Origin of the sequence: Microbacterium aoyamense (assembly GCF_023155855.1) — a bacterium.
GTDB classification, from domain to species: Bacteria; Actinomycetota; Actinomycetes; order Actinomycetales; family Microbacteriaceae; genus Microbacterium; species Microbacterium aoyamense.
Map to the genome: position 1 here is coordinate 228087 of NZ_JAKNUT010000004.1, position 20583 is coordinate 248669.

Below are 20583 nucleotides of genomic sequence, written 5' to 3' on the forward strand. Positions count from 1 at the left end.
GCCTCACGGCGGCGCGCGGCGGGCTTTGCCCGTCACGCGCAGTCCCGAGGCGATGAGCCGGCGTACGAGCTCGCGGCCCTCGACGTGCTGTGCGCCGGCAGCGACGAGCCGTGCGTGCGCGTCGTCGGGCACGTCGTAGTGATCGAGATCGAAGCCGCGACGAGGGATGCCGTTGGCAGCCGCGAACGCGTGGAGCTCCGCCAGATCGCTGTCGCTCACCAGGTGCGCCCACAATCGCCCGTGCGCGGGCCAGCGTGCGTCGTCGATCAGGATCGCCATGGCGAGAGCCTAATGACTCGATGCCGCGACACGGCCGTCCCAGCTTTTGCGGGTTGGTCCGGCATCCGGTAAAGTAGTCCTTTGGTGCGTCCCATGCGCACGCCTCAGGGTGTGCGCTCGACAGTCCAGCAACCGGCTGGAGACAGTCCGCACCGCGATTTCCCGTCTTACAGACAATCCGGAGCCATGTGCTCCCAGACGAAACAGGTGTGAAGTGGTTTACGCAGTTGTGCGAGCCGGTGGCCGACAGGAGAAGGTGGAGGTCGGCACGATCGTCGTCCTCGACCGCCAGGCCGCCAAGATCGGCGACCAGATCGAGCTGCCCGCCGTGCTCCTCGTCGACGGCGACGCCGTGACCACCGATGCCGACAAGCTCGCGAAGGTCACCGTCACCGCCGAGGTGCTCGGTGAGGAGCGCGGTCCGAAGATCGTCATCCAGAAGTTCAAGAACAAGACCGGCTACAAGAAGCGCCAGGGCCACCGTCAGGACCTCACGCGCGTCAAGGTCACCGGCATCAAGTAAGCCCAGGAAGAGACTGAGATGGCACACAAAAAGGGCGCAAGCTCCACCCGCAACGGTCGTGACTCCAACGCACAGCGCCTCGGCGTGAAGCGTTTCGGCGGTCAGAAGGTCCTCGCCGGCGAGATCATCGTCCGCCAGCGCGGCACGCACTTCCACCCCGGCGCGAACGTCGGTCGCGGTGGCGACGACACGCTGTTCGCCCTCGAGGCCGGCGCGGTCGAGTTCGGCACGAAGGGCGGCCGCAAGGTCGTCAACATCGTCGCAGTCGCGGAGTAATCCGCGCACAGCGCATGACTTTCGCGGAGGGGGCGGGCTGATGCTCGCCCCCTCCGCCGTATTCCAGGAGGGGACCCCGTGGTCACGTTCGTCGACGAGGTGACGCTGCATCTGCGCGCCGGCAAGGGCGGCAACGGCTGCGTGTCCGTCAAGCGCGAGAAGTTCAAGCCGCTTGCCGGCCCCGACGGCGGCAACGGCGGACACGGCGGCGACATCGTGCTGGTCGCCGACCCTCAGGTGACGACGCTGCTGTCGTACCACCACGGGCCCCACCGCTCGGCGGGCAACGGCGGCTTCGGCATGGGCGACCACCGGTCCGGCGCGCTCGGCGAGACGCTCGTGCTGCCGGTGCCGGTCGGCACCGTGGTCAAAGACCCCGACGGCGACGTTCTCGTCGACATGATCGAGCCCGGCATGCGCTTCGTCGCGGCACCCGGCGGAATCGGCGGGCTCGGCAATGCCACGCTCGCGACGCCGAAGCGCAAGGCGCCCGGCTTCGCACTCCTCGGCACGCCGGGGTGGGAGGGCGATGTCCTCCTCGAGCTCAAGACGGTGGCAGACGTGGCCCTCGTCGGGTTCCCTTCGGCGGGCAAGTCGAGCCTGATCGCGGCGATGTCCGCCGCTCGGCCGAAGATCGCCGACTACCCGTTCACGACGCTGCATCCCAATCTCGGTGTCGTGCAGGCGGGTGACGTGCGCTACACGGTCGCCGACGTCCCGGGCCTCATCGAGGGCGCGAGCGAGGGCAAGGGCCTCGGGCTCGAGTTCCTGCGCCACGTCGAGCGCTGCACGGCGCTCGTGCACGTCCTGGACTGCGCGACGCTCGACCCCGGCCGTGACCCGATCTCGGACCTCGACGTCATCCTCGGCGAGCTCGGCGCCTACCCCGTCCCCGAGGGCCAGGTGCCGCTCCTCGAGCGCCCTCAGCTCATCGCGCTCAACAAGGTCGACGTGCCCGAGGCCAAGGACCTCGCGGATCTCGTGCGCCCCGAGCTCGAAGCGCGCGGCTTCCGCGTCTTCGAGATTTCGACGGTGAGCCACGAGGGACTGCGCCAGCTGAGCTTCGCGCTCGGTGACATCGTCGAGCGTCATCGCGCCGAGCAGCAGGCCGCACCGGCGCCCGAGCGCATCGTGATCCGCCCCAGGGGGTCCGAGAAGGAGTTCACGGTGCGCGTCGAAGGCGGCTCGTACGGCACCTTCTACCGGATCCTCGGCGTCAAGCCCGAGCGCTGGGTGCAGCAGACCGACTTCCAGAACGAAGAGGCCGTCGGCTTCCTCGCCGACCGCCTCGACAAGCTCGGGGTCGACCAGGAGCTCTTCCGCGCGGGTGCGATCCCGGGCGCGACCGTGGTCATCGGCGAGGGCGACGGGATCATCTTCGATTGGGATCCGTCGATCAACTCGGCCGCCGAGCTCATGACGGCGCCGCGTGGCCACGATCCGCGCATGTTCACCGACAATCGACGGACGACGTCCGAGCGACGCGAGCGGTACCACGAGCGGATGGATGCCAAAGCCGAGGCCCGTGCGGAGCTCGAGGCCGAACGACTCGCTCAGACCAGCTGGGACGAGGCCGAGGACGACGCATGACGGCCATCGACCGCAGCGCGATCCACGGGTCGCGACGCGTAGTGGTGAAGGTCGGCTCGTCGTCGATCAGCGGTGATGCCGCCCACCGGATCGACACAATCGTCGAGGCGATCGCGCGGGCGCACGAGCGCGGCACCGAGATCGTGCTGGTCTCGTCGGGTGCCATCGCGACCGCGATCCCGTTCCTCGATCTCGGGGGTCGACCGAACGACCTCGCGACGCAGCAGGCAGCCGCCGCCGTCGGGCAGAACGTGCTCATGTGGCGCTACCAGACGTCGCTCGACCGGTTCCGCATCCTCGCGGGTCAGGTCCTGCTGACAGCGGGCGATCTCGAGAACACGACGCACCGCTCCAACGCGCGGCGCGCGATGGAGCGTCTGCTCGGGCTGCGCATCCTGCCGATCGTCAACGAGAACGACACCGTCGCGACGCACGAGATCCGCTTCGGCGACAACGACCGGCTCGCCGCCCTGGTCGCCCAGCTCATCGGCGCCGACGCGCTCGTCCTGCTGAGCGACATCGACACGCTGTACACCAAGCCGCCGTCGGAACCCGGCGCGGAGCCCATCCGTCACGTCGCGTACGGCGACGACCTGGGGGGCTTCGAGTTCGGGTCCGTCGTGGTCAACAGTGTCGGCACCGGGGGAGCGGCGACGAAAGTCTCGGCCGCACGCCTGGCGACCGCCGCCGGCATCGGCGTCCTGGTGACGAGTGCAGATCTCGTGGACGCGGCGCTGTCGGGCGACGACATCGGCACATGGTTCGCCCCCAACCCCGAGCCCGCCGCGGCTCCCGTCACCGGCCCCGTCCGCACGGTCGGCGAAGCCGTGGCCGCCGATAGGCTGGGTGCGTGACGACGACTGCGACGACCGCGCGCGAGCGCATGCTCCTTGCGAAGGATGCCGCGCGCTCCATCGGTCTGCTGAGCGACGAACGCAAGCGCGCCGCACTGCTCGCGATCGCCGATGCGATCGTCGCCGCGGCGAGCGAGATCGAGGCGGCCAATGCCGATGACCTCGCCCGCGGCCGCGCGACCGGGATGGCGACCGGCCTGCAGGACCGTCTGCGCCTGGACGCCCCGCGCATCGCGGCTCTCGCCGCCGCCGTCCGCGACATCGCCGATCTGCCCGATCCGGTCGGGCGGGTGCTCGACACACGCACTCTGCCCAGCGGCGTCGAGCTCACGAAGGTCGCCGTGCCGTTCGGCGTCGTCGGCTCGATCTACGAGGCACGACCGAACGTCACCGTCGACATCGCGGCCCTCGCGCTGCGCTCCGGCAACGCGGTGGTCCTGCGCGGCGGAACCGCCGCCGAGAGCACCAACAGCGCCCTCGTGCGCGCGATGCGCGGCGCCCTCGCCGAGCAGGGTCTCGACCCCGAGGCGATCCAGACGGTCGACGAGTTCGGCCGCGAGGGTGCGAAGGACCTCATGCAGGCGCGCGGAATCGTCGACGTCCTCGTGCCGCGCGGGAGCGCGCAGCTCATCGAGACCGTCGTGACCGAGTCATCCGTCCCTGTCATCGAGACCGGAGCCGGCGTCGTGCACATCGTCCTCGACGCGACGGCTCCGCTCGACTGGGCTCGCGACATCGTGGTCAACGCCAAGGTGCAGCGACCCAGCGTGTGCAATGCGGTCGAGACGGTGCTGGTGGTTCGGGATGCCGCGCCCCGCGTCGTCGGCCCCGTCGTCGCCGCGCTGCAGGAGAAGGGCGTCGTGATCCACGGCGACCCCGAGATCGCCGCGCTCGCGAGCGACGTCGTCCCGGCGACCGACGAGGACTGGTCGACGGAGTACCTCGGCCTCGAGATCGCGATGCGAGTGGTGGACGACCTCGACGGTGCGCTCGACCACATCCGGCGGTACTCGACGCACCACACCGAGTCCATCGTGACCGAGGATGACGCGAACGCCGAGCGATTCCTCGCCGAGGTGGATTCCGCCGTCGTGATGGCGAACGCGTCGACGCGCTTCACGGACGGAGGCGAGTTCGGCTTCGGCGCCGAGGTCGGCATCTCGACGCAGAAGCTCCACGCGCGTGGGCCGATGGGGCTCAGCGAACTGACCAGCACGAAGTGGCTCGCGCGCGGCGCGGGGCAGGTGCGTGCCTGAGGCCGGAAGGTCTCGCGCGCTAGACTGTCCACTGCCGCTTTCCGCAGCAACCCGAACGGAGCTGGAATGACCCTCGCCACGCTGATCGCCTTCGCGGCCGAAGAGACCGAGCACCACGGCAACGTCGCGCTCGAGACCTTCTGGTACGGCCTCGTGGCGATCATCTGCTTCGGACTGCTCGCGCTGGTCACGCTCTCGTACCGCAACGTCGCCAACCGCCACTCGGCCAAGTCCGAGGCCTACGCGAAGGCGCACGCGAACGACATCCAGCAGGCAGGACACGGCCACTAAGGCCGCTCCTGCATGTCGGTGGAGCGCCGCCCGCGCATCGGGGTGATGGGCGGCACCTTCGACCCCATCCACCACGGGCACCTCGTGGCAGCGAGCGAGGTCGCGCAGTCCTTCGATCTCGACGAGGTCGTCTTCGTCCCCACGGGTGAGCCGTACCAGAAGGCGAAGGTCACGGCGAGCGAACACCGCTATCTGATGACGGTCATCGCGACGGCATCGAATCCCCGTTTCACCGTCAGCCGCGTCGACATCGACCGCGACGGACCCACCTACACGGTCGACACTCTGCGGGATCTGCGCGTCATCCACCCCGACGCCGACCTCTTCTTCATCACCGGCGCAGACGCCATAGCGCAGATTCTCAGTTGGAGGGACCATGATGAGATGTGGGACCTCGCCCACTTCGTCGCCGTCTCGCGTCCCGGCCACGTGCTCAGCACGGACGGACTGCCGACGGACGACGTGAGTCAGCTCGAGATCCCCGCCCTCGCGATCTCGTCGACCGACTGCCGTGATCGCGTACGTCACGGAAACCCCGTGTGGTACCTCGTTCCCGACGGGGTTGTCCAATACATTGCGAAGCATCACCTCTACCGGAGCAAGGAATGACTGAACCCGAGCAGCCGGATACACCTCCGCTCACGCGCAAGCAGCTGCGCGACCTTCGAAACACCGGAGCGACGCCCGTCGTGGGCTCCGAAAGCGCGCCCGAGGCGCCCACCGGTGAAGAGCCCGCCGCCGAGTCGCCCTTCGCGCCGCCGCCCGTCGTCACGGCACCGCCACTTCCGCGAGCCGCGACGCCCGCCGTCATCTCCGAGGCTCCCGTCCCCGATCTGGCCGTGGACCTCGGCGTCAGCCCGCTCACGCGACGACAGGCGCGGCAGCAGGAGCGGATCCGCACCGCCTCGGTGCCCGTGATCACGCCCGACGTCATCGCGGCGCACACCGCGGCATCCGTCCCCGCCGTCGTCCCCGCGCCGGTCGCCTCGCCCGATCCCGTCGACGAGCCGACTGAGGCACCGTCCGGGGGGAACGACGACACGGCCACGAGCGCGCTGCGCGGCCTCTTCGCCGACGACGAGCCCGAGGACGACCCGTATTCCGAGGTCGCTGTCGTCGTCGTGGACGAACCGTCGTTCGAGCCTGTCTCCGAGGAAGAGGACGAAGCGGAACAGGATGCCGCCGGTGCTCTGTTCACGAAGACCGACGAACCCGCGGCCGAGCCGGAGCCGGCCGAACGACCGGTCGTGAACCCCGCGTTCGGCTCGGCACTCTTCGCGGACGGCGCAGCCCAAGTCGATCTGCCACCGTCGTTCGACGACCTGCTGGCGCGAGGCTCGACCGGATCCGTCGGCACGTCGAGCGCGCTCATTCTCTCGCCGCCCACGGGCGAGTCGCCGATCATCGCCCCCGTCACCGCGACGGGAGAGGTGCTCGTCACGGGGACCTTCAACCTGCCCGAGGGGCTCGGATCGCTGGGCCACGCGCCGGGGACGGCGGACGGCCACGAGGCCGACGCCGTGCTCGTCGACGGCGAGCTGCCTGCGCACTCTTCGCCGACGCCGATCGCCGCGAGCGCCGCCATCAGCACGGTGAAGGTCGACGGTGACGTCATCAGGCCGCCCGCCCCCGAAAAGGGCAGCCGTCTGCAGATGTGGCTCGCGATCACCGCGGGAGTCCTCGGACTCGCGCTCGTCGGCGTGCTCGTGCTCGCACTCACGAACGGAACACTCTGATGGTGGCGAGCGCGCAGTCGCACGAGATGGTCGCGATCGCCGCGGCCGCTGCGGACGCGAAGGGCGGCGAGGATCTCGTCGCACTCGACGTGTCGGAGCCGCTTCCGCTCGTCGACGTGTTCTTGCTGGTCACGGGTCGCAGCGAGCGCAACGTCGCCGCGATCGCCGACGAGATCGAGGATCGACTGCTCGAGGCGGGTCACAAGCGCGTCAGGCGCGAAGGGCGCGCGGAGGCCCGCTGGGTGCTGCTCGACTTCGGCGATCTCGTCGTCCATGTCTTCCACGAGGAGGAGCGGACGTACTACGGCCTGGAGCGCCTGTGGAAGGACTGCCCCGTGGTTCCGATCGAGCTCCCGGAGCACACCGCGGCCGAGTGACCTGTGTTCAGGGCACCGCGCACGTTGTAGTAGGCTTGTCGGGTTGCCTCGAGCGATCGAGGGAGCGTCTGGGCCTGTGGCGCAGCTGGTAGCGCACCTGCATGGCATGCAGGGGGTCAGGGGTTCGAGTCCCCTCAGGTCCACCATTTCGAGAGCCGCGAGAGATCGCGGCTCTCGTCGTTTGCGGGCACACCTTGACGCTTCGACGGCGCCGGGTGAGGCTGGAGGCCCCGACATCAGGAGTCAGCCATGACCGAGGTCACCCCGTTCCTGTGGTTCGACAGCGACGCCGAAGAGGCGATCCGGTTCTATACGGCGCTCATCCCGGACTCGGGCGTCCTTTCGGTGTCGCACTATCCCGACGGCGTGCCGAACATGAGCGGCAAAGTCATGCACGCGACGTTCCGGCTCGCCGGGCGGGAGTACTTCGCGATGGATGCCGGACCCCAGTTCCCGTTCACCGAGGCGATCTCGCTGTACGTCTCGTGCGTCGACCAACAAGAGGTCGACCGCTATTGGGCGGCGCTCACCGATGGCGGGGAGGAGCAGCCGTGCGGCTGGCTCAAGGACCGGTGGGGGCTGTCGTGGCAGATCATCCCCGATCGGCTCATCGAGCTGATCCGCGACCCCGATCCGGAGCGCTCCCATCGCGCCGTGCAGGCCATGCTGCAGATGCGCAAGATCGACATCGCAGCCGTCGAGGCCGCTGCGGAGGGCGCGTGAAATCCGCTCGCGCGCTGGCCGCGGCATCCATCCTCCTGCTGGCGATGACGGGATGCAGCGCACAGCCTCCCGACGACCGCGTACCGCCTTCGGCGGCGCCGACGAGTGCGGTGCCTGATCCGTCGCCGACCGAGACCGAGGAACCGGTGCGCACGGGCACGTGGACCGTCGCGGGAGAACCGACGACGATCGCGCGGGCCCTCGCCGCGCCGTGGTCGGTCGTTCCGCTCGAGGGCGGGGGAGCCCTCATCTCGGAGCGCGACAGCGGCGTCATCCGCGAACTCTCTCCCGATGGCACGCTGCGCCAGGCGGGGGTCGTTCCGGGGGTGGTCGCCGGCAACGAGTCAGGCCTTCACGGGTTGGCACTGCGAGATGGATGGCTGTACGCCTATCACGGGGCAGCCGACGACAACCGTGTCGTGCGGATGCCGCTCACCGGCACGGCGGGGTCGCTGGCGCTCGGCGAGCCCGAGGTCGTCTTCACGGGCATCCCGCGCAACACGACGCATGACGGCGGCCGCATCGCCTTCGGCCCGGACGGCTTCCTCTACATCGCGACCGGCGACGCGCAGAACCGGGATGCCGCGCAGGATCCGGCATCCCTCAGCGGAAAGATCCTCCGTGTGACGGCGGACGGTGACCCCGCTCGCGGGAACCCCTTCGATTCGGCCGTCTACTCGCTCGGTCACCGCAACGTGCAGGGTCTCGCCTGGACGGCGGACGGCGCGCTGTGGGCGAGCGAGTTCGGCGGGGACCAGTGGGATGAGCTCAACCGCATCGAACCCGGCGGAAACTACGGCTGGCCGATCGTCGAGGGAGGGGCGGGTGACGCGCGCTTCGTCGATCCCGTCGCGCAGTGGGCCACGCGGGACGCGAGCCCGAGCGGCATCGCCGCCGTCGGCGACACGGTCTTCATGGCAGCGCTCCGTGGTGAGCGGCTGTGGGCAGTCGACACCACGACCGGTGCGACGGCCGTCGCCTTCGATGGGCAGGGACGATTGCGGGATGCCGTGGCCGCGCCCGATGGGAGCCTGTGGGTGCTGACGAACAACACCGACGGTCGCGGCGCCGCCCGCGACGGCGACGACGTGCTCCTGCGTCTGCCCCTCGCGCCCGGATGAGGACAGGACCGCTACGGTGAGATCGTGAGCTCTCAGCCCCGCTGCCCGCACTGTCGCGCGTTCGTCTATCTCGACGCGCTGGTCTGCTCGAACTGCACAGCAGAGCTCGGCTTCCACATCCTGACGCGTCAGTTCCACGGCATCCGCAACGGCCGCGTCGTCATCGACGGCCAGACCTGGTACACGTGCTCGAACCGGGAGTGGGACTGCAACTGGCTCGTGTGGGAGGACGCGCCGGCCGGCCGCTGCTTCTCGTGTCGGCTGACCCGCACGCGGCCCGCGTCGAACGACACCGTGGCGCTGGAGAAGCTGGTGAAGGTCGAGGAGGCGAAGCGCCGTCTGCTCCTGCAGCTCGCAGACCTCGGTCTGCCGATCGTCGGCTGGGACGTCAAGAAGGGCGGGCTCGGCTTCGACCTCATCTCGAGCCTGTCCGAGGGCAAGCCCGTCATGATCGGGCACGCGAACGGCATCATCACGATCGACCTCGCCGAAAGCCTCGACGATCGGCGTGAGGCGCTGCGGGTCAAGCTCGGCGAGCCGTATCGCACGATCCTCGGGCATCTGCGGCACGAAGTCGGCCACTACTTCCAGAACGTCCTGCTCACCGACGACGATCTGTGGGCACGCTGCCGCGAGATCTTCGGCGACGAGCGCGCGAGCTACAAGGACGCGATCGCGCGCCACTACAAGTTCGGCGCCCCCGACGGCTGGCACGAGAGCTTCATCTCGGAGTACGCGACGATGCACCCGTGGGAGGACTTCGCCGAGACGTTCGCGCATTACCTGCACCTCACCGGAACCTTGCAGACGGCTGCGGCGATCGGCATCCATCTCGACGCGGCGGTCACGAGCATGCGCGACACGGACGTCGTGCCGCTCGTCTCGTACGAAGACGAGCCGATCCAGCGGCTGCTGACCGATTGGGCGTGGATGTCGCAGGCCTTCAACCGCATCAACCGGGCGATGGGCTTCGGCGATCTGTATCCGTTCGACCTCGTCGAGCCCGTCCGGCGAAAGCTCGCCTTCATGCACGACATCGTCACGAAGGCGCCCCTGACCGTCGAGGAGCAGTACGCCCTCGCGCTGACGGTTCAGGAGGAGCCGACGTGATCGGCCGTGGCCAGCGCGTCATCGGCGCGGCGACGCACTACGTCGAGAACCAGCCGCCCTGGCGTCGTGATGTCGACGAGTTCGCGCTGAACACTCCTCTCGTCGGGGCGGTCGAGGCGCTCGGAGCGCCCTGGGCGCGAGACGAACTGCACGAGGTCGGCGCCCTGGTCGGGTCAGACGGCTTCCAGCGCGACGCGGTGCTCGCGAACACGCACGCGCCGGTGGCGTGGCCGCACGATCGGTGGGGCTTCCGCCTCGACGAGGTCGAGTACGACCCGTCGTACCACCGCATCCTCGGCGCGGCGGTCGCGCACGGTGCGCACACGTCGGCCTGGGCCGACCCGCGGCCGGGTGCGGGGGTCGCACGAGCGGCGACGTTCATGCTCTTCGCGCAGGTCGAGCCCGGTCACGCGTGCCCTGTCTCGATGACGCATGCGGCGGTGGCGTCGCTCCAGGAGGCGCCGTGGGTGGCCGACGAGTGGATGCCGCGGCTGCTGTCCCGCGAGTACGAGCCCCGGCTCCTGCCCAATGAAGAGAAGCGCAGCGCGCTCATCGGCATGGCGATGACCGAGAAGCAGGGCGGCTCCGACGTACGGGCAGGCACGACCGTTGGTGTGCACATGGGCGGGCACACGTACCAGATCACGGGCCATAAGTGGTTCTGCTCCGCGCCGATGTCGGACGGATTCCTCGTCCTCGCGCACACGCGCCGCGGCGGCGACGAGGAGGGCCTGACGTGCCTCTTCGTGCCGCGGCTGCTCCCGCGCGGCATGCGGAACGTCTTCCGCATCCAGAAACTGAAGGACAAGCTCGGCAATCGGTCGAACGCGTCGGCCGAGATCGAACTCGACGGCACGGTCGGCTTCCTCGTGGGCGAGCCCGGCCGAGGAGTGCCGGCGATCATCGAGATGGTGCAGCGCACGCGGCTGGACTGCGTGCTCGGCTCTGCCGCCGGGATGCGGCAATCCGTCGCGGAAGCCGTGTGGCACGCCCGCGGGCGCGCCGCGTTCGGCGCGAAGCTCGTCGATCAACCGGCCATGACCTCGGTGCTCGCGGATCTCGCGCTCGAGTCCGAGGCGGCGATGCTGACGGGCCTGCGCCTCGCGCAGCTCTTCGAGGATCAGGCGTCGGATCGCGATGTCGCGCTGCGCCGCCTCGCCACTCCGGTGTCGAAGTACTGGGTCACCAAGCGCGGCCCGCAACACGCCTACGAGGCGCTCGAGTGCCTCGGCGGCAACGGCTACACCGAGAGCTTCCCGCTTGCCCGGCGCTACCGCGAGCAGCCCGTCATGGCGATCTGGGAGGGCTCGGGCAACGTCATCGCCCTCGACGTTCTGCGGGCGCTGACGAAGGACGCAGACTCCGCCGACGCGTTCGCCGATGAACTCGCGACGACGTCCGGCGCTTCGGATGTGCTGGATCGCCATATCGAGCGCACGTTCGAACTGCTCGGATCGATGGCCGCGGCATCCGACCCGCAGTCTCAGGCCCGTCGGGTCAGTGAAGCTCTCGCGCTCGCGTTCCAGGCATCTCTCATGCTCCGTCACGCTCCATCGCTCGACGCCGAGACCTTCATCGCCGCGCGCCTCGGAGACGACCGCGGCGCGCAATACGGCGTGCTTCCGGTGGGGGCGGATGCGGCATCCATCGTCTCCCGCCATTGAGCCCAACGGATGACGTGCGTGCCATGCGCGGGTGACTCGGAGGGCGTGAGTGCGTGGGCGACTTCCGCGCGAGCCCGGCCGATGCTCAGTCGGGGAAGGCGCGTGACGTGACGGTGAGCACGGAGCTCGCGCCTCGGTCGAAGTCGAAGCGGAGAGCGCTGTCGCCGACGAGGTAGAGGTCGTATTCGTGCTCGGCGCGGTGCGGAGCGCCGAAACGGCCACAGAGCGCGTCTCGCCCGCTCGGCAGCGGCAGCCCGTCGATCAGCCGGGCGGTGTGCGGATAGGCGGCATCGCCGTCGCTCTCGACGAGTCGGATGACCGCGCGGGCCAGGATCTCCTCACGGAACTCGAGCCTGACGCCGGTGCGCGGCGAGGCCTCGACCTGCCACTCGACTCCGGCGCGCACGACATCGAACGACTCCGACGCATCGCCCGCGAGCCCGATCACGGCGAAGTGCTCGGGCGAGAACAGCGGGCGACCGACGGCGGTGACGAAGACGTCCAGCTCTCCGGGCACGCTCGGCGCGCCGTCGGCGCTCCGAGCCGGGACGTCGGCGGTCGGCACGACGACTTCGCGCATCACGACGAGCATCGACAGGCGTGCACCGTCGAAGTCGAACTGGACGAACCCCCCGTCCGCGGCGTAGCGCAGGAACGTGGGGGTGCGAGCCTGCGGAGCGCCCAGTGCCGCGACGATCTCGTCCGCCGAGAAACCGCGGTCGATCCCCTCGACCAGGGTCGGCCAGCGGCCGTAGGTGCGCTGATCGTCGCGGTCGGCCGCGTAGACGAACACGGTTGTCACGATGCCGTCCTCGAGGAGGAATTCGACGCCTCGTTCGACGGCCACGAGATACTTCTGCTCGGCGTCGGCGTCGTCGAACACGTCCACCTCGTACTCGCCCGCGACGACGGCGAGAGCCTGCTCGAGAAGCGGGTCCCCCTCGCGTGCGCCGAGTGCTTTCAAGAACGCCTCGACATCGCCCTGGATCATCCGGTCCCCGCTCCGTTCACGTCTCGCACCGCCTCCATCACCCTAGCGATCCGTGCCCGCACGGCGTCCGCGACTCGATGCGCGCACGGGCTCGTAAGCTGGTCAGGTGCGCGCGCTACGACGTCTGGGCGCCTGTGCGGTCGCGGGTGGCCTCTTCTGGGGGCTCGTGACGACCGCGCCGGCCGTCGCCGAAGAGAGCGCCGACCCCGACGCGGCCGGCGCCGTCGTCGTGACGGTGGCCGCCGACGACGCGTTCGCCGCCGAGGCCGCGGCGCGCGTCGCGACGATGTCGACGCGGGAGCGCGCGGCCACCGTCGTCATGGGCCACATCCCGACGACGGATCCCGCCGCCCTCGCCGGCTACATGCAGTCCACCGGCATCGGCGGGTTCATCCTCATGGGCGCCAATGTGCCGGGTTCCGAGGGCGAGCTGCGTGCACTGACGGCGGCCCTGACGGCCGACCCCGCGCTGCCCCCGCTCATCGCGATCGACCAGGAGGGCGGCGACGTCTCGCGCCTCCCGTGGGATTCCTTCCCGTCCGCCGTGACGCTCAAGAACGAGCCTCCGGCCGCCGCGCAGGACGCCTTCGCGGGGCGCGCGGCACTCCTGCAGCGTGCCGGGATCGGCGTGAACTTCGGGGTCGTCGCCGATACGACATCCGACCCCTCGATGTTCATCTATCGTCGTGCGCTCGGCACGACGCCCGACGCTGCGGCTGAACGCGTCGCCGCCGCGGTCACGGGCGAAGGCTCGGAGGCCGCCTCGACGCTCAAGCACTTCCCGGGGCACGGCTCGGCGCCGGGCGATTCGCACGCCGGCATTCCGGTCTCGGGGCTCACCCTCGATGCGTGGTCGTCGACGGATGCCGCGCCCTTCGCCGCCGGCATCGACGCCGGCGCACCACTGCTGATGTTCGGGCACCTGTCGTTCCCCGCCGTCGACGCCGCACCGGCGACGCTCTCGGCCGAGTGGCATCGGATCGCCCGCGAAGAGCTCGGGTTCACGGGGGTCAGCATCACGGACGACCTCGGCATGCTCCAGGCGTCCGGGAACCCCGCCTATGCGGATTCGACCGCGAACGCCGTCGCCGCGATCGCCGCGGGAAGCGACATGGTGCTCGCGATCGTCTACTCGAGCGCCGAGACGGCACCGCGGATGGTCGACGGCATCGCGGCCGCGGTGGATGCCGGCACCATCGCGCCCGCGCGACTGGAAGAAGCCGCGACGAGGGTCATCGCCCTGCGGCTGCAGCTCGGCGCCGACGGGCGGGGCCTGATGCCGTGTGCGGACTGCGCACCCGTCGGCTGAATCACCCCGCGGGCTCGATGAGCTCGGGGGAGTTGTTGCGCACGTTGCCGACCGCCTTCGAGACGACGTGATCGTCGAGGGTCTCGGCGACCAGAGGAGCCGCGTCGATCGCGGCATCCAGCACGTCCCGCACGTTCTCGGTCGTCGGGTCGAGCCACGCGTCGGCGTGATCGGCGTCGACGAACAACGGCATGCGGTCGTGGATCGAGCCGAGCCGCCCGATCGAGTCGCGGGTGAGGATCGTGAAGCTCAGCAGCCACCTGTCGTCGGCGTCCTCGGCCTTGGAGGGATCCTTCCACCACTCGTACAGCCCCGCGAAGAAGAGCGGCGAATCGTCGGCGGAGTGGATGTAGTGCGGGATCTTGCCGTCATCCGTCGTCTTCCACTCGTAGTAGCCGGATGCCGGTACCACCGCGCGACGCTTCTGCAGAGCACCGCGGAACATCGGTTTGTCCTCGAGCTCTTCGGAGCGGGCGTTGAACGCCCGGACGCCGATCTTGGGGTCTTTCGCCCAAGAGGGGACGAGGCCCCAGCGAGCGGGCTCGAGGCGACGCGTCGGCGGTTCTGTCTTGGCGGAATCGAGCACGATCGCGACCCGGCTCGTGGGCGCGATGTTGTACGACGGCTCGGGCAGATCATCGCCCTCGACATCGACCCGGAGGGCGCCGACGAGTTCGGATCCGGCACTGGCCACGACGAAGCGTCCGCACATGCGGCCAGCCTACGCGCGGCCCCCGACGTCCGCGGCGATGACGCCGACCTCCTCGAGGCGCTCGAGGAGTGCAGCGCCGTCGTCGCCCGCGACCCAGGGGATCTCGGCGGCGGAGTGGTCGTTGACGGCCGTTCGGCCACCCGCGAGCACGGCCTCGGCGGGGGAGAGACGGCGGATCGCGACCCCGACGACCTTGTCGGGGTGGTCGCTCGTGAAGGTCGTGTACAGATCGTCGTCGTGCTGGCCGTCATCGCCGATGAGGAGCCACTTCACGTCCGGGAACTCCCGCGCGAGGCGCTCGAGGTTCGTGGACTTGTGCTCCGGGCCGCTGCGGAACCAGCGGTCGTGTGTCGGGCCCCAGTCGGTGAGCAGCATCGCTCCCGGGGGGAAGAGGTGGCGGCGGAGGAAGCGGATGAGCGTGGGAGCGACGTTCCAGGCGCCCGTCGAGAGGTAAACAAGCGGTGATCCGGGGTTGTCCCGGATGAGTCGCTCGGTCAGCACCGCCATGCCGGGCACGGGCTGACGCGCGTGCTCGTCCACGACGAAGGAGTTCCAGGCCGCGATGAGCGGGCGGGGGAGGGCTGTCACCATGACGGTGTCGTCGACGTCAGAGACGACGCCGAACCGGATGTCGGGCCCGACGACGAAGACGCGGGACTCGATCGGGTCGCTCTGCTCTACCGCCATCGTGAAGGTCTGCCAACCCGGCGCGAGCGTCGCCGGGATCACGGCGTCGATGACGCCGCCGCGGTCCGAGACGACCTCGTGCGTGACGTCGCCGATCGTGATCCGCACCTGCGCATACCCGACGGGCACCGACGCGAAGCTGCGCCATCCGCGCACCGAGGCGTACTCGCCCGTGCCCCGCGGCTTGACCGGCGGCACGATCATCACGCGACCGAGCACGCGCACCCAGTCCGTTCCGGCGTAGCCGGGGAACGGGGTGACGGTGGGCTTCAGACCGCGGGCACGGGCGCGCCGCTCGCGCCACGTGTGGAAGCGGTACTCGAGTCGCGCGAGCCACAGCACTTTCGTGCGTGCGGGCGCAGCGGTGTTCTCGGGCATCGTTCAAGTCTTACACGTCGGACGACGTCGTACCGGGTGCGTCATGCTCCGCGGCGTCGAGGTGTTTGCGCTCCGACCGCTCGATGAGCTTCTTGGCCACGAAGACGCCGACGAGGAACAGGACGATGATGCCGACGAAGATGTAGGCCGCGTAGTGCAGCTGGTCGGCGAGTTCGCGGTAGGTGCCCGCGGCGAGCGCGGAGACGCTGATGTACAGGGCGGCCCACAGGATGCAGGCGGGGGTCGTCCACGCGAGGAAGCGCCGGTAGGAGTAGTGGCTCATTCCGACCGTGAGAGGCACGAGCGAGTGCAGGACGGGCAGGAAGCGCGACAGGAAGATGGCGGGGCCCCCGCGGCGCTGCAGATACCGCTCGGCGCGGTCCCAGTTCGGGCGCCCGAGCTTGCGGCCGAGCCGTGAATCGCGGATGCGTGGCCCGAGCACCCGGCCGAGCCAGAACCCGATGCTCTCGCCGATGAGGGCGCCGATCACGACCGCGACCCCGAGGAGGATGCCCTCGAGCGGGGACGCGACGGCCGTGCCGGCGACGATGACGACGGTGTCGCCGGGGACGATCAGACCGACCAGGACGCTGGTCTCGAGCATCATCGCGAGCCCCGCGACGAGCGTGCGCACGACCGGGTCGACGCTCTGGACGGTGTCCAGGAGCCACGACAGGATCTCGTTCACGTTCCGAGCCTAGAGGGGCTTCCTCCGCTCTAGCCTGGAACCATGCCAGAGCCTCTCGTCTGCGTCGTCCTCGACGCGTGGCGGGATCCGGCATCCGTCCACGACCTCTTCGCGGCACGCGGCGGCGAGACCTTCTGGCTCGACGCCGGGCCCGCAGCGGCCGACGGGTGGAGCTGGGTCGGCGAGGGGAGCATCGAACGCGACCCGGCCCGCGTGCGAGCGGTTCCCTGTGCCGCGGCACCGACTCATCTCGAGGGCGGGCGGTTCCGCGGTGGTTGGGTCGGGTGGCTTGGATACGAGGATGCCGCGGCCCGCGCCGGTGCGCCGGCCGCTGTTCCCGAGCCGGCGATTGCGCAGACCGTCTGGCTGCGCGTCGAGCGCTTCGTGGCCTTCGATCATGCGGCCGAGGTCGCGTGGGCGTTCGCGCCGGCGCACGAGATCGAGGACTTCGCCGTCGCCGCGACCGGAACGGCGACCGCGCTCAGGGCGGAGCCTGCGCAGCCGCTCGGTGAGGCCCTCGCCCGGCATGACCCGCGTGAGTACGCGACGCTCATCGAGCGCTGCCGGGACGCGATCCGCGAGGGCGACGCGTACCAGCTCTGTCTCACGACCCGGTTCGACGTGCGCGCGCCGGTCGACGCCGTCGGCGCGTATCGACGCCTGCGCGCGACGACCCCCGCGCACCACGGGGGGATCGTCCGCGCCCGAGGACTCGCGCTCGCGAGCGCGAGTCCGGAGCGCTTCCTCGAGGTCGACGGCACCGTCGTCCGCACGCGACCGATCAAGGGCACGCGCCCGCGCGGACGGGATGCGGCGGAGGACGCGGTGCTCGCGGGGGAGCTCCTCGAGAGCGAGAAGGAGCGCGCAGAGAACGTCATGATCGTCGATCTCATGCGCAACGATCTGTCGCGCGTGAGCGTGCCGGGGTCGGTGGGGGTCGACGCCCTCCTGCAGGTCGAGTCGTACCCCGCCGTACACCAGCTCGTCTCGACGGTCTCGGGAACCCTCGTGCCCGGCACGACGGTCGGGGACCTGCTCGACGCGACGTTCCCCGCGGGCAGCATGACGGGTGCCCCCAAACTGTCGGCCATGACGATCCTGCACGGGCTCGAGCGCGGCCCCCGCGGGGTGTTCGCGGGATGCTTCGGCTGGGTCGGCGACGACGGGGCACTGGATCTCGCGATGGTCATCCGATCCGTCGTCGTGCATCCCAGCGGCGCGTATGTCGGTGCGGGCGGCGGGATCACCTGGCGATCGGATGCCGCGGCCGAAGTCGCCGAGGTCGGCGTCAAGGCGCGCGGACCGCTCGCGGCGTTGGGAGCGACCCTGCCCGACGGCTGGTGAGACGGCGATTCCGGTAACCTGGAAGACGGTGCCTTCGTGCATCCATCGGCTTCCCACGATTGGTTCTCCCCGTGAGTCAGACTTCTTCGCCCGACACCGCTGTGCCCGCTGACGGCTACGACGCGTACGCCATCCAGCAGAAGTGGCAGGCGCGCTGGGCCGAGGAAGACCCGTTCCGCGCGGGCGGCGCCGACGATACGCGTCCGCGCAAGTACGTGCTCGGAATGTTCCCGTACCCCTCCGGCGACCTGCACATGGGGCACGCCGAGAACTACGCCTACGTCGACATCGTGGCGCGCTTCTGGCGGCACCGCGGTTACAACGTCCTCAACCCGATCGGTTGGGACTCGTTCGGCCTGCCGGCCGAGAACGCCGCGATCCAGCGCGGTGCCGACCCGCGCGAGTGGACCTACGCCAACATCGAGAAGCACAAGAAGAGCTTCCGCGAGTACGGCTCGTCGTACGACTGGTCGCGCATCCTGCACACGAGCGACCCCGAGTACTACCGCTGGAACCAGTGGCTGTTCCAGCGCCTGCTCGAGCGCGGGCTGGCCTATCGCAAGGCGAGCCCCGTCAACTGGTGCCCGAACGACCAGACCGTGCTCGCGAACGAGCAGGTCGTCGACGGCCACTGCGAGCGCTGCGGCGCCGAGGTGACGAAGAAGAACCTGACGCAGTGGTACTTCAAGATCACGGCGTACGCCGACCGCCTGCTCGACGACCTGAACCAGCTCGAGGGCTTCTGGCCGCAGAAGGTCATCCGGATGCAGCGCAACTGGATCGGCCGCTCGGTCGGAGCCGACATCGACTTCGAGATCGAAGGGCGTGACGAGAAGGTCACGGTCTTCTCGACGCGTCCCGACACCCTGCACGGCGCGACCTTCTTCGTCGTCGCACCCGACAGCGACCTCGCGGCGGAGCTCGTCTCGGGCGCCGACGCCGAGGTGCGCATGCGGTTCCAGGCCTACCTCGAGCAGGTGCGCAAGGAATCCGACATCGAGCGTCAGAGCACCGACCGCCCCAAGACGGGCGTCTTCCTCGGGCGCTACGCGATCAACCCGGTCAACGGCGATCGCCTGCCGATCTGGGCGGCCGACTACGTGCTGGCGGACTACGGCCACGGCGCGGTCATGGCCGTTCCCGCGCACGACCAGCGCGACCTCGACTTCGCGCGCGCCTTCGATCTGCCCGTCAAGGTGGTCGTCGACACGACCGCCCCGATCACGGGTGCGATCCCCGTCATCGAGCTCGACGAGCAGGGCGTGCCCATCGATCCGGGCGCGGACGAGGCATCCCTCGTCGATCTCGACCCGGCGAAGACGGGCGTCGCCCTCACGGGCGAGGGCCGCATGATCAACTCCGGCCCGCTCGACGGACTCTCCAAGCGCAACGCGATCGCCCGCATGATCGAGCAGCTCGAAGCCGCCGGCACGGGCCGGGCGGCGAAGTCGTTCCGCCTGCGCGATTGGCTCATCTCGCGTCAGCGGTTCTGGGGCACGCCGATCCCGGTCGTCCACACCGAGGACGGCCGCATCGTGCCCGTGCCAGATGATCAGCTGCCGCTCGAGCTCCCCAACGCTGTGGGACTCGACCTGAAGCCCAAGGGCACGTCGCCGCTCGGCGGCGCGACGGAGTGGATGCAGACGATCGACCCCGAGACGGGTGAGCCGGCTCTGCGGGACCCCGACACGATGGACACGTTCGTCGACAGCTCGTGGTACTTCCTTCGCTTCCTCAACCCGGGCGACAAGACCGAGGCGTTCTCGACACGTGAGGCCGACCGCTGGGCGCCCGTCGACTCGTACATCGGCGGCGTCGAGCACGCGATCCTGCACCTGCTGTACGCGCGCTTCATCACGAAGGTCCTCTTCGACATGGGCCTGATCGAGTTCACCGAGCCGTTCTCGAGCCTCATCAATCAGGGCATGGTGCTGCTGGGCGGCTCCAAGATGTCCAAGAGCAAGGGCAACCTCGTCGAGTTCGAGGCGAGCATGAAGGATCCGGGGGCGGATGCCGCGCGCGTCGCGATCACGTTCGCCGGACCCGTCGAGGACGACATCAACTGGGAGGACGTCTCGACGACGGGTGCCCAGAAGTTCCTCGCGCGCGCCTGGCGCGTCGCGAGCGACGTGACGAGCGACCCGGATGTCATCTGGGCCGAGGGCGACATCGCCCTGCGTCGCGTGACGCACCGCCTGCTGGCCGATGCCTCGGGCCTCATCGAGCAGAACAAGTTCAATGTCGTCGTCGCGCGGCTCATGGAGCTCGTCAACGCGACGCGCAAGGTCATCGACACGGGCGCGGGCCCCGCGGATCCCGCCGTCCGCGAAGCCGCCGAAGTCACCGCTATGGTGCTCGACCTCTTCGCGCCGCACACTGCTGAGGAGATGTGGGAGGTGCTGGGCTACGACGGCTTCGTCGGGCTCGTGCCGTGGCGTCAGGCCGACTCGATGCTTCTCGTCGAGGAGACCGTCACGGCAGTCGTGCAGATCGACGGCAAGGTGCGCGCGACCCTCGACGTGCCGGCCCGCATCGATTCCGCCGAGCTCGAGCGCCTCGCACGTGAGGACGCCCGCATCGTGCGCTCGCTCGGCGACCGCGAGATCGTGCGTGCGATCGTCCGTGCTCCGAAGGTCGTGAGCTTCAGCACCCGCTGAGGCTCCTCCCCAGCGGC

The 20583-nt window shown here is 69.7% G+C and carries 21 protein-coding genes and 1 tRNA gene; 17 read left to right on the forward strand and 5 right to left on the reverse strand.

Annotated elements, in window-relative coordinates; all coding sequences use genetic code 11:
• Positions 1-3: 3 nt before the first annotated feature.
• Positions 4-279 (reverse strand): DUF4031 domain-containing protein, encoded by a 276-nt coding sequence (locus MA876_RS12405; RefSeq protein WP_248149496.1) that lies wholly within the window; start codon positions 277-279, stop codon positions 4-6.
• Positions 280-493: 214 nt separating this feature from the next.
• On the opposite strand from MA876_RS12405, the gene rplU reads away from it, so the two are divergent.
• The 14 genes from rplU to MA876_RS12475 all read left to right on the forward strand — a co-directional run bounded on the left by rplU (position 494) and on the right by MA876_RS12475 (position 11800).
• Positions 494-802 carry a 50S ribosomal protein L21 gene (gene rplU / locus MA876_RS12410; protein ID WP_248149509.1) on the forward strand — a complete coding sequence of 103 codons (309 nt, stop codon included), beginning with the start codon at positions 494-496 and terminating at the stop codon, positions 800-802.
• An 18-nt stretch (positions 803-820) separates the two neighbouring features.
• The gene (gene rpmA / locus MA876_RS12415; protein WP_248149513.1) at positions 821-1078 is read left to right on the forward strand and encodes a 50S ribosomal protein L27; all 258 of its coding nucleotides are present in this window, start codon (positions 821-823) and stop codon (positions 1076-1078) included.
• A 78-nt stretch (positions 1079-1156) separates the two neighbouring features.
• Positions 1157-2668 carry a GTPase ObgE gene (gene obgE, locus MA876_RS12420; protein WP_248149517.1) on the forward strand — a complete coding sequence of 504 codons (1512 nt, stop codon included), beginning with the start codon at positions 1157-1159 and terminating at the stop codon, positions 2666-2668.
• Positions 2665-3522 (forward strand): glutamate 5-kinase, encoded by an 858-nt coding sequence (proB, locus tag MA876_RS12425; RefSeq protein ID WP_248149520.1) that lies wholly within the window; start codon positions 2665-2667, stop codon positions 3520-3522. Before obgE ends, proB begins: the two co-directional genes overlap by 4 nt.
• Positions 3519-4778, forward strand: coding sequence for a glutamate-5-semialdehyde dehydrogenase (locus MA876_RS12430; RefSeq protein WP_248149522.1), 1260 nt, complete (start codon positions 3519-3521; stop codon positions 4776-4778). The genes proB and MA876_RS12430 overlap by 4 nt, the downstream gene beginning before the upstream one ends.
• Before the next feature lie 66 nt (positions 4779-4844).
• Positions 4845-5069, forward strand: coding sequence for a hypothetical protein (locus MA876_RS12435; RefSeq protein ID WP_248149524.1), 225 nt, complete (start codon positions 4845-4847; stop codon positions 5067-5069).
• Between the two features lie 12 nt (positions 5070-5081).
• Positions 5082-5678: a nicotinate-nucleotide adenylyltransferase gene (gene nadD / locus MA876_RS12440; protein ID WP_248149525.1), complete on the forward strand. Its 597-nt coding sequence runs from the start codon at positions 5082-5084 to the stop codon at positions 5676-5678.
• On the forward strand, positions 5675-6805 hold the full coding sequence (locus MA876_RS12445; protein ID WP_248149527.1) for a hypothetical protein: 1131 nt from the start codon (positions 5675-5677) through the stop codon (positions 6803-6805). Before nadD ends, MA876_RS12445 begins: the two co-directional genes overlap by 4 nt.
• The gene (gene rsfS, locus MA876_RS12450; RefSeq protein WP_248149529.1) at positions 6805-7182 is read left to right on the forward strand and encodes a ribosome silencing factor; all 378 of its coding nucleotides are present in this window, start codon (positions 6805-6807) and stop codon (positions 7180-7182) included. Before MA876_RS12445 ends, rsfS begins: the two co-directional genes overlap by 1 nt.
• Before the next feature lie 70 nt (positions 7183-7252).
• A tRNA-Ala gene (locus tag MA876_RS12455) sits at positions 7253-7328 on the forward strand.
• Between the two features lie 103 nt (positions 7329-7431).
• The gene (locus MA876_RS12460; protein ID WP_248149531.1) at positions 7432-7905 is read left to right on the forward strand and encodes a VOC family protein; all 474 of its coding nucleotides are present in this window, start codon (positions 7432-7434) and stop codon (positions 7903-7905) included.
• The gene (locus tag MA876_RS12465) at positions 7902-9026 is read left to right on the forward strand and encodes a PQQ-dependent sugar dehydrogenase (protein WP_248149533.1); all 1125 of its coding nucleotides are present in this window, start codon (positions 7902-7904) and stop codon (positions 9024-9026) included. Before MA876_RS12460 ends, MA876_RS12465 begins: the two co-directional genes overlap by 4 nt.
• Positions 9027-9050: 24 nt before the next feature.
• Positions 9051-10136, forward strand: a complete 1086-nt coding sequence (locus tag MA876_RS12470; RefSeq protein ID WP_248149536.1) for a zinc-binding metallopeptidase family protein — start codon at positions 9051-9053, stop codon at positions 10134-10136.
• Positions 10133-11800: an acyl-CoA dehydrogenase family protein gene (locus MA876_RS12475; RefSeq protein WP_248149539.1), complete on the forward strand. Its 1668-nt coding sequence runs from the start codon at positions 10133-10135 to the stop codon at positions 11798-11800. The genes MA876_RS12470 and MA876_RS12475 overlap by 4 nt, the downstream gene beginning before the upstream one ends.
• A gap of 85 nt (positions 11801-11885) precedes the next feature.
• On the opposite strand, the gene MA876_RS12480 is transcribed toward MA876_RS12475, so the two are convergent.
• Positions 11886-12791, reverse strand: a complete 906-nt coding sequence (locus tag MA876_RS12480) for a hypothetical protein (protein WP_248149542.1) — start codon at positions 12789-12791, stop codon at positions 11886-11888.
• A 106-nt stretch (positions 12792-12897) separates the two neighbouring features.
• Between MA876_RS12480 and MA876_RS12485 the strand changes: the two genes are divergently transcribed.
• On the forward strand, positions 12898-14100 hold the full coding sequence (locus MA876_RS12485) for a glycoside hydrolase family 3 N-terminal domain-containing protein (protein WP_248149545.1): 1203 nt from the start codon (positions 12898-12900) through the stop codon (positions 14098-14100).
• Position 14101: 1 nt separating this feature from the next.
• Here MA876_RS12485 and MA876_RS12490 read toward each other — a convergent pair whose 3' ends face one another.
• The 3 genes from MA876_RS12490 to MA876_RS12500 are packed head-to-tail and all read right to left on the reverse strand — an operon-like array spanning position 14102 to position 16565.
• Entirely contained in the window at positions 14102-14812 is a 711-nt protein-coding gene (locus MA876_RS12490; protein WP_248149548.1) for an SOS response-associated peptidase, read from the reverse strand.
• Between the two features lie 9 nt (positions 14813-14821).
• The gene (locus tag MA876_RS12495) at positions 14822-15877 is read right to left on the reverse strand and encodes an App1 family protein phosphatidate phosphatase (protein ID WP_248149551.1); all 1056 of its coding nucleotides are present in this window, start codon (positions 15875-15877) and stop codon (positions 14822-14824) included.
• Between the two features lie 10 nt (positions 15878-15887).
• On the reverse strand, positions 15888-16565 hold the full coding sequence (locus tag MA876_RS12500) for a DedA family protein (protein WP_248149553.1): 678 nt from the start codon (positions 16563-16565) through the stop codon (positions 15888-15890).
• A gap of 42 nt (positions 16566-16607) precedes the next feature.
• Between MA876_RS12500 and MA876_RS12505 the strand changes: the two genes are divergently transcribed.
• Both MA876_RS12505 and leuS read left to right on the forward strand, forming a co-directional pair.
• Positions 16608-17909, forward strand: coding sequence for an anthranilate synthase component I family protein (locus MA876_RS12505; RefSeq protein WP_248149557.1), 1302 nt, complete (start codon positions 16608-16610; stop codon positions 17907-17909).
• A 71-nt stretch (positions 17910-17980) separates the two neighbouring features.
• Entirely contained in the window at positions 17981-20566 is a 2586-nt protein-coding gene (gene leuS, locus MA876_RS12510) for a leucine--tRNA ligase (RefSeq protein WP_248149572.1), read from the forward strand.
• Positions 20567-20583: the final 17 nt, after the last annotated feature.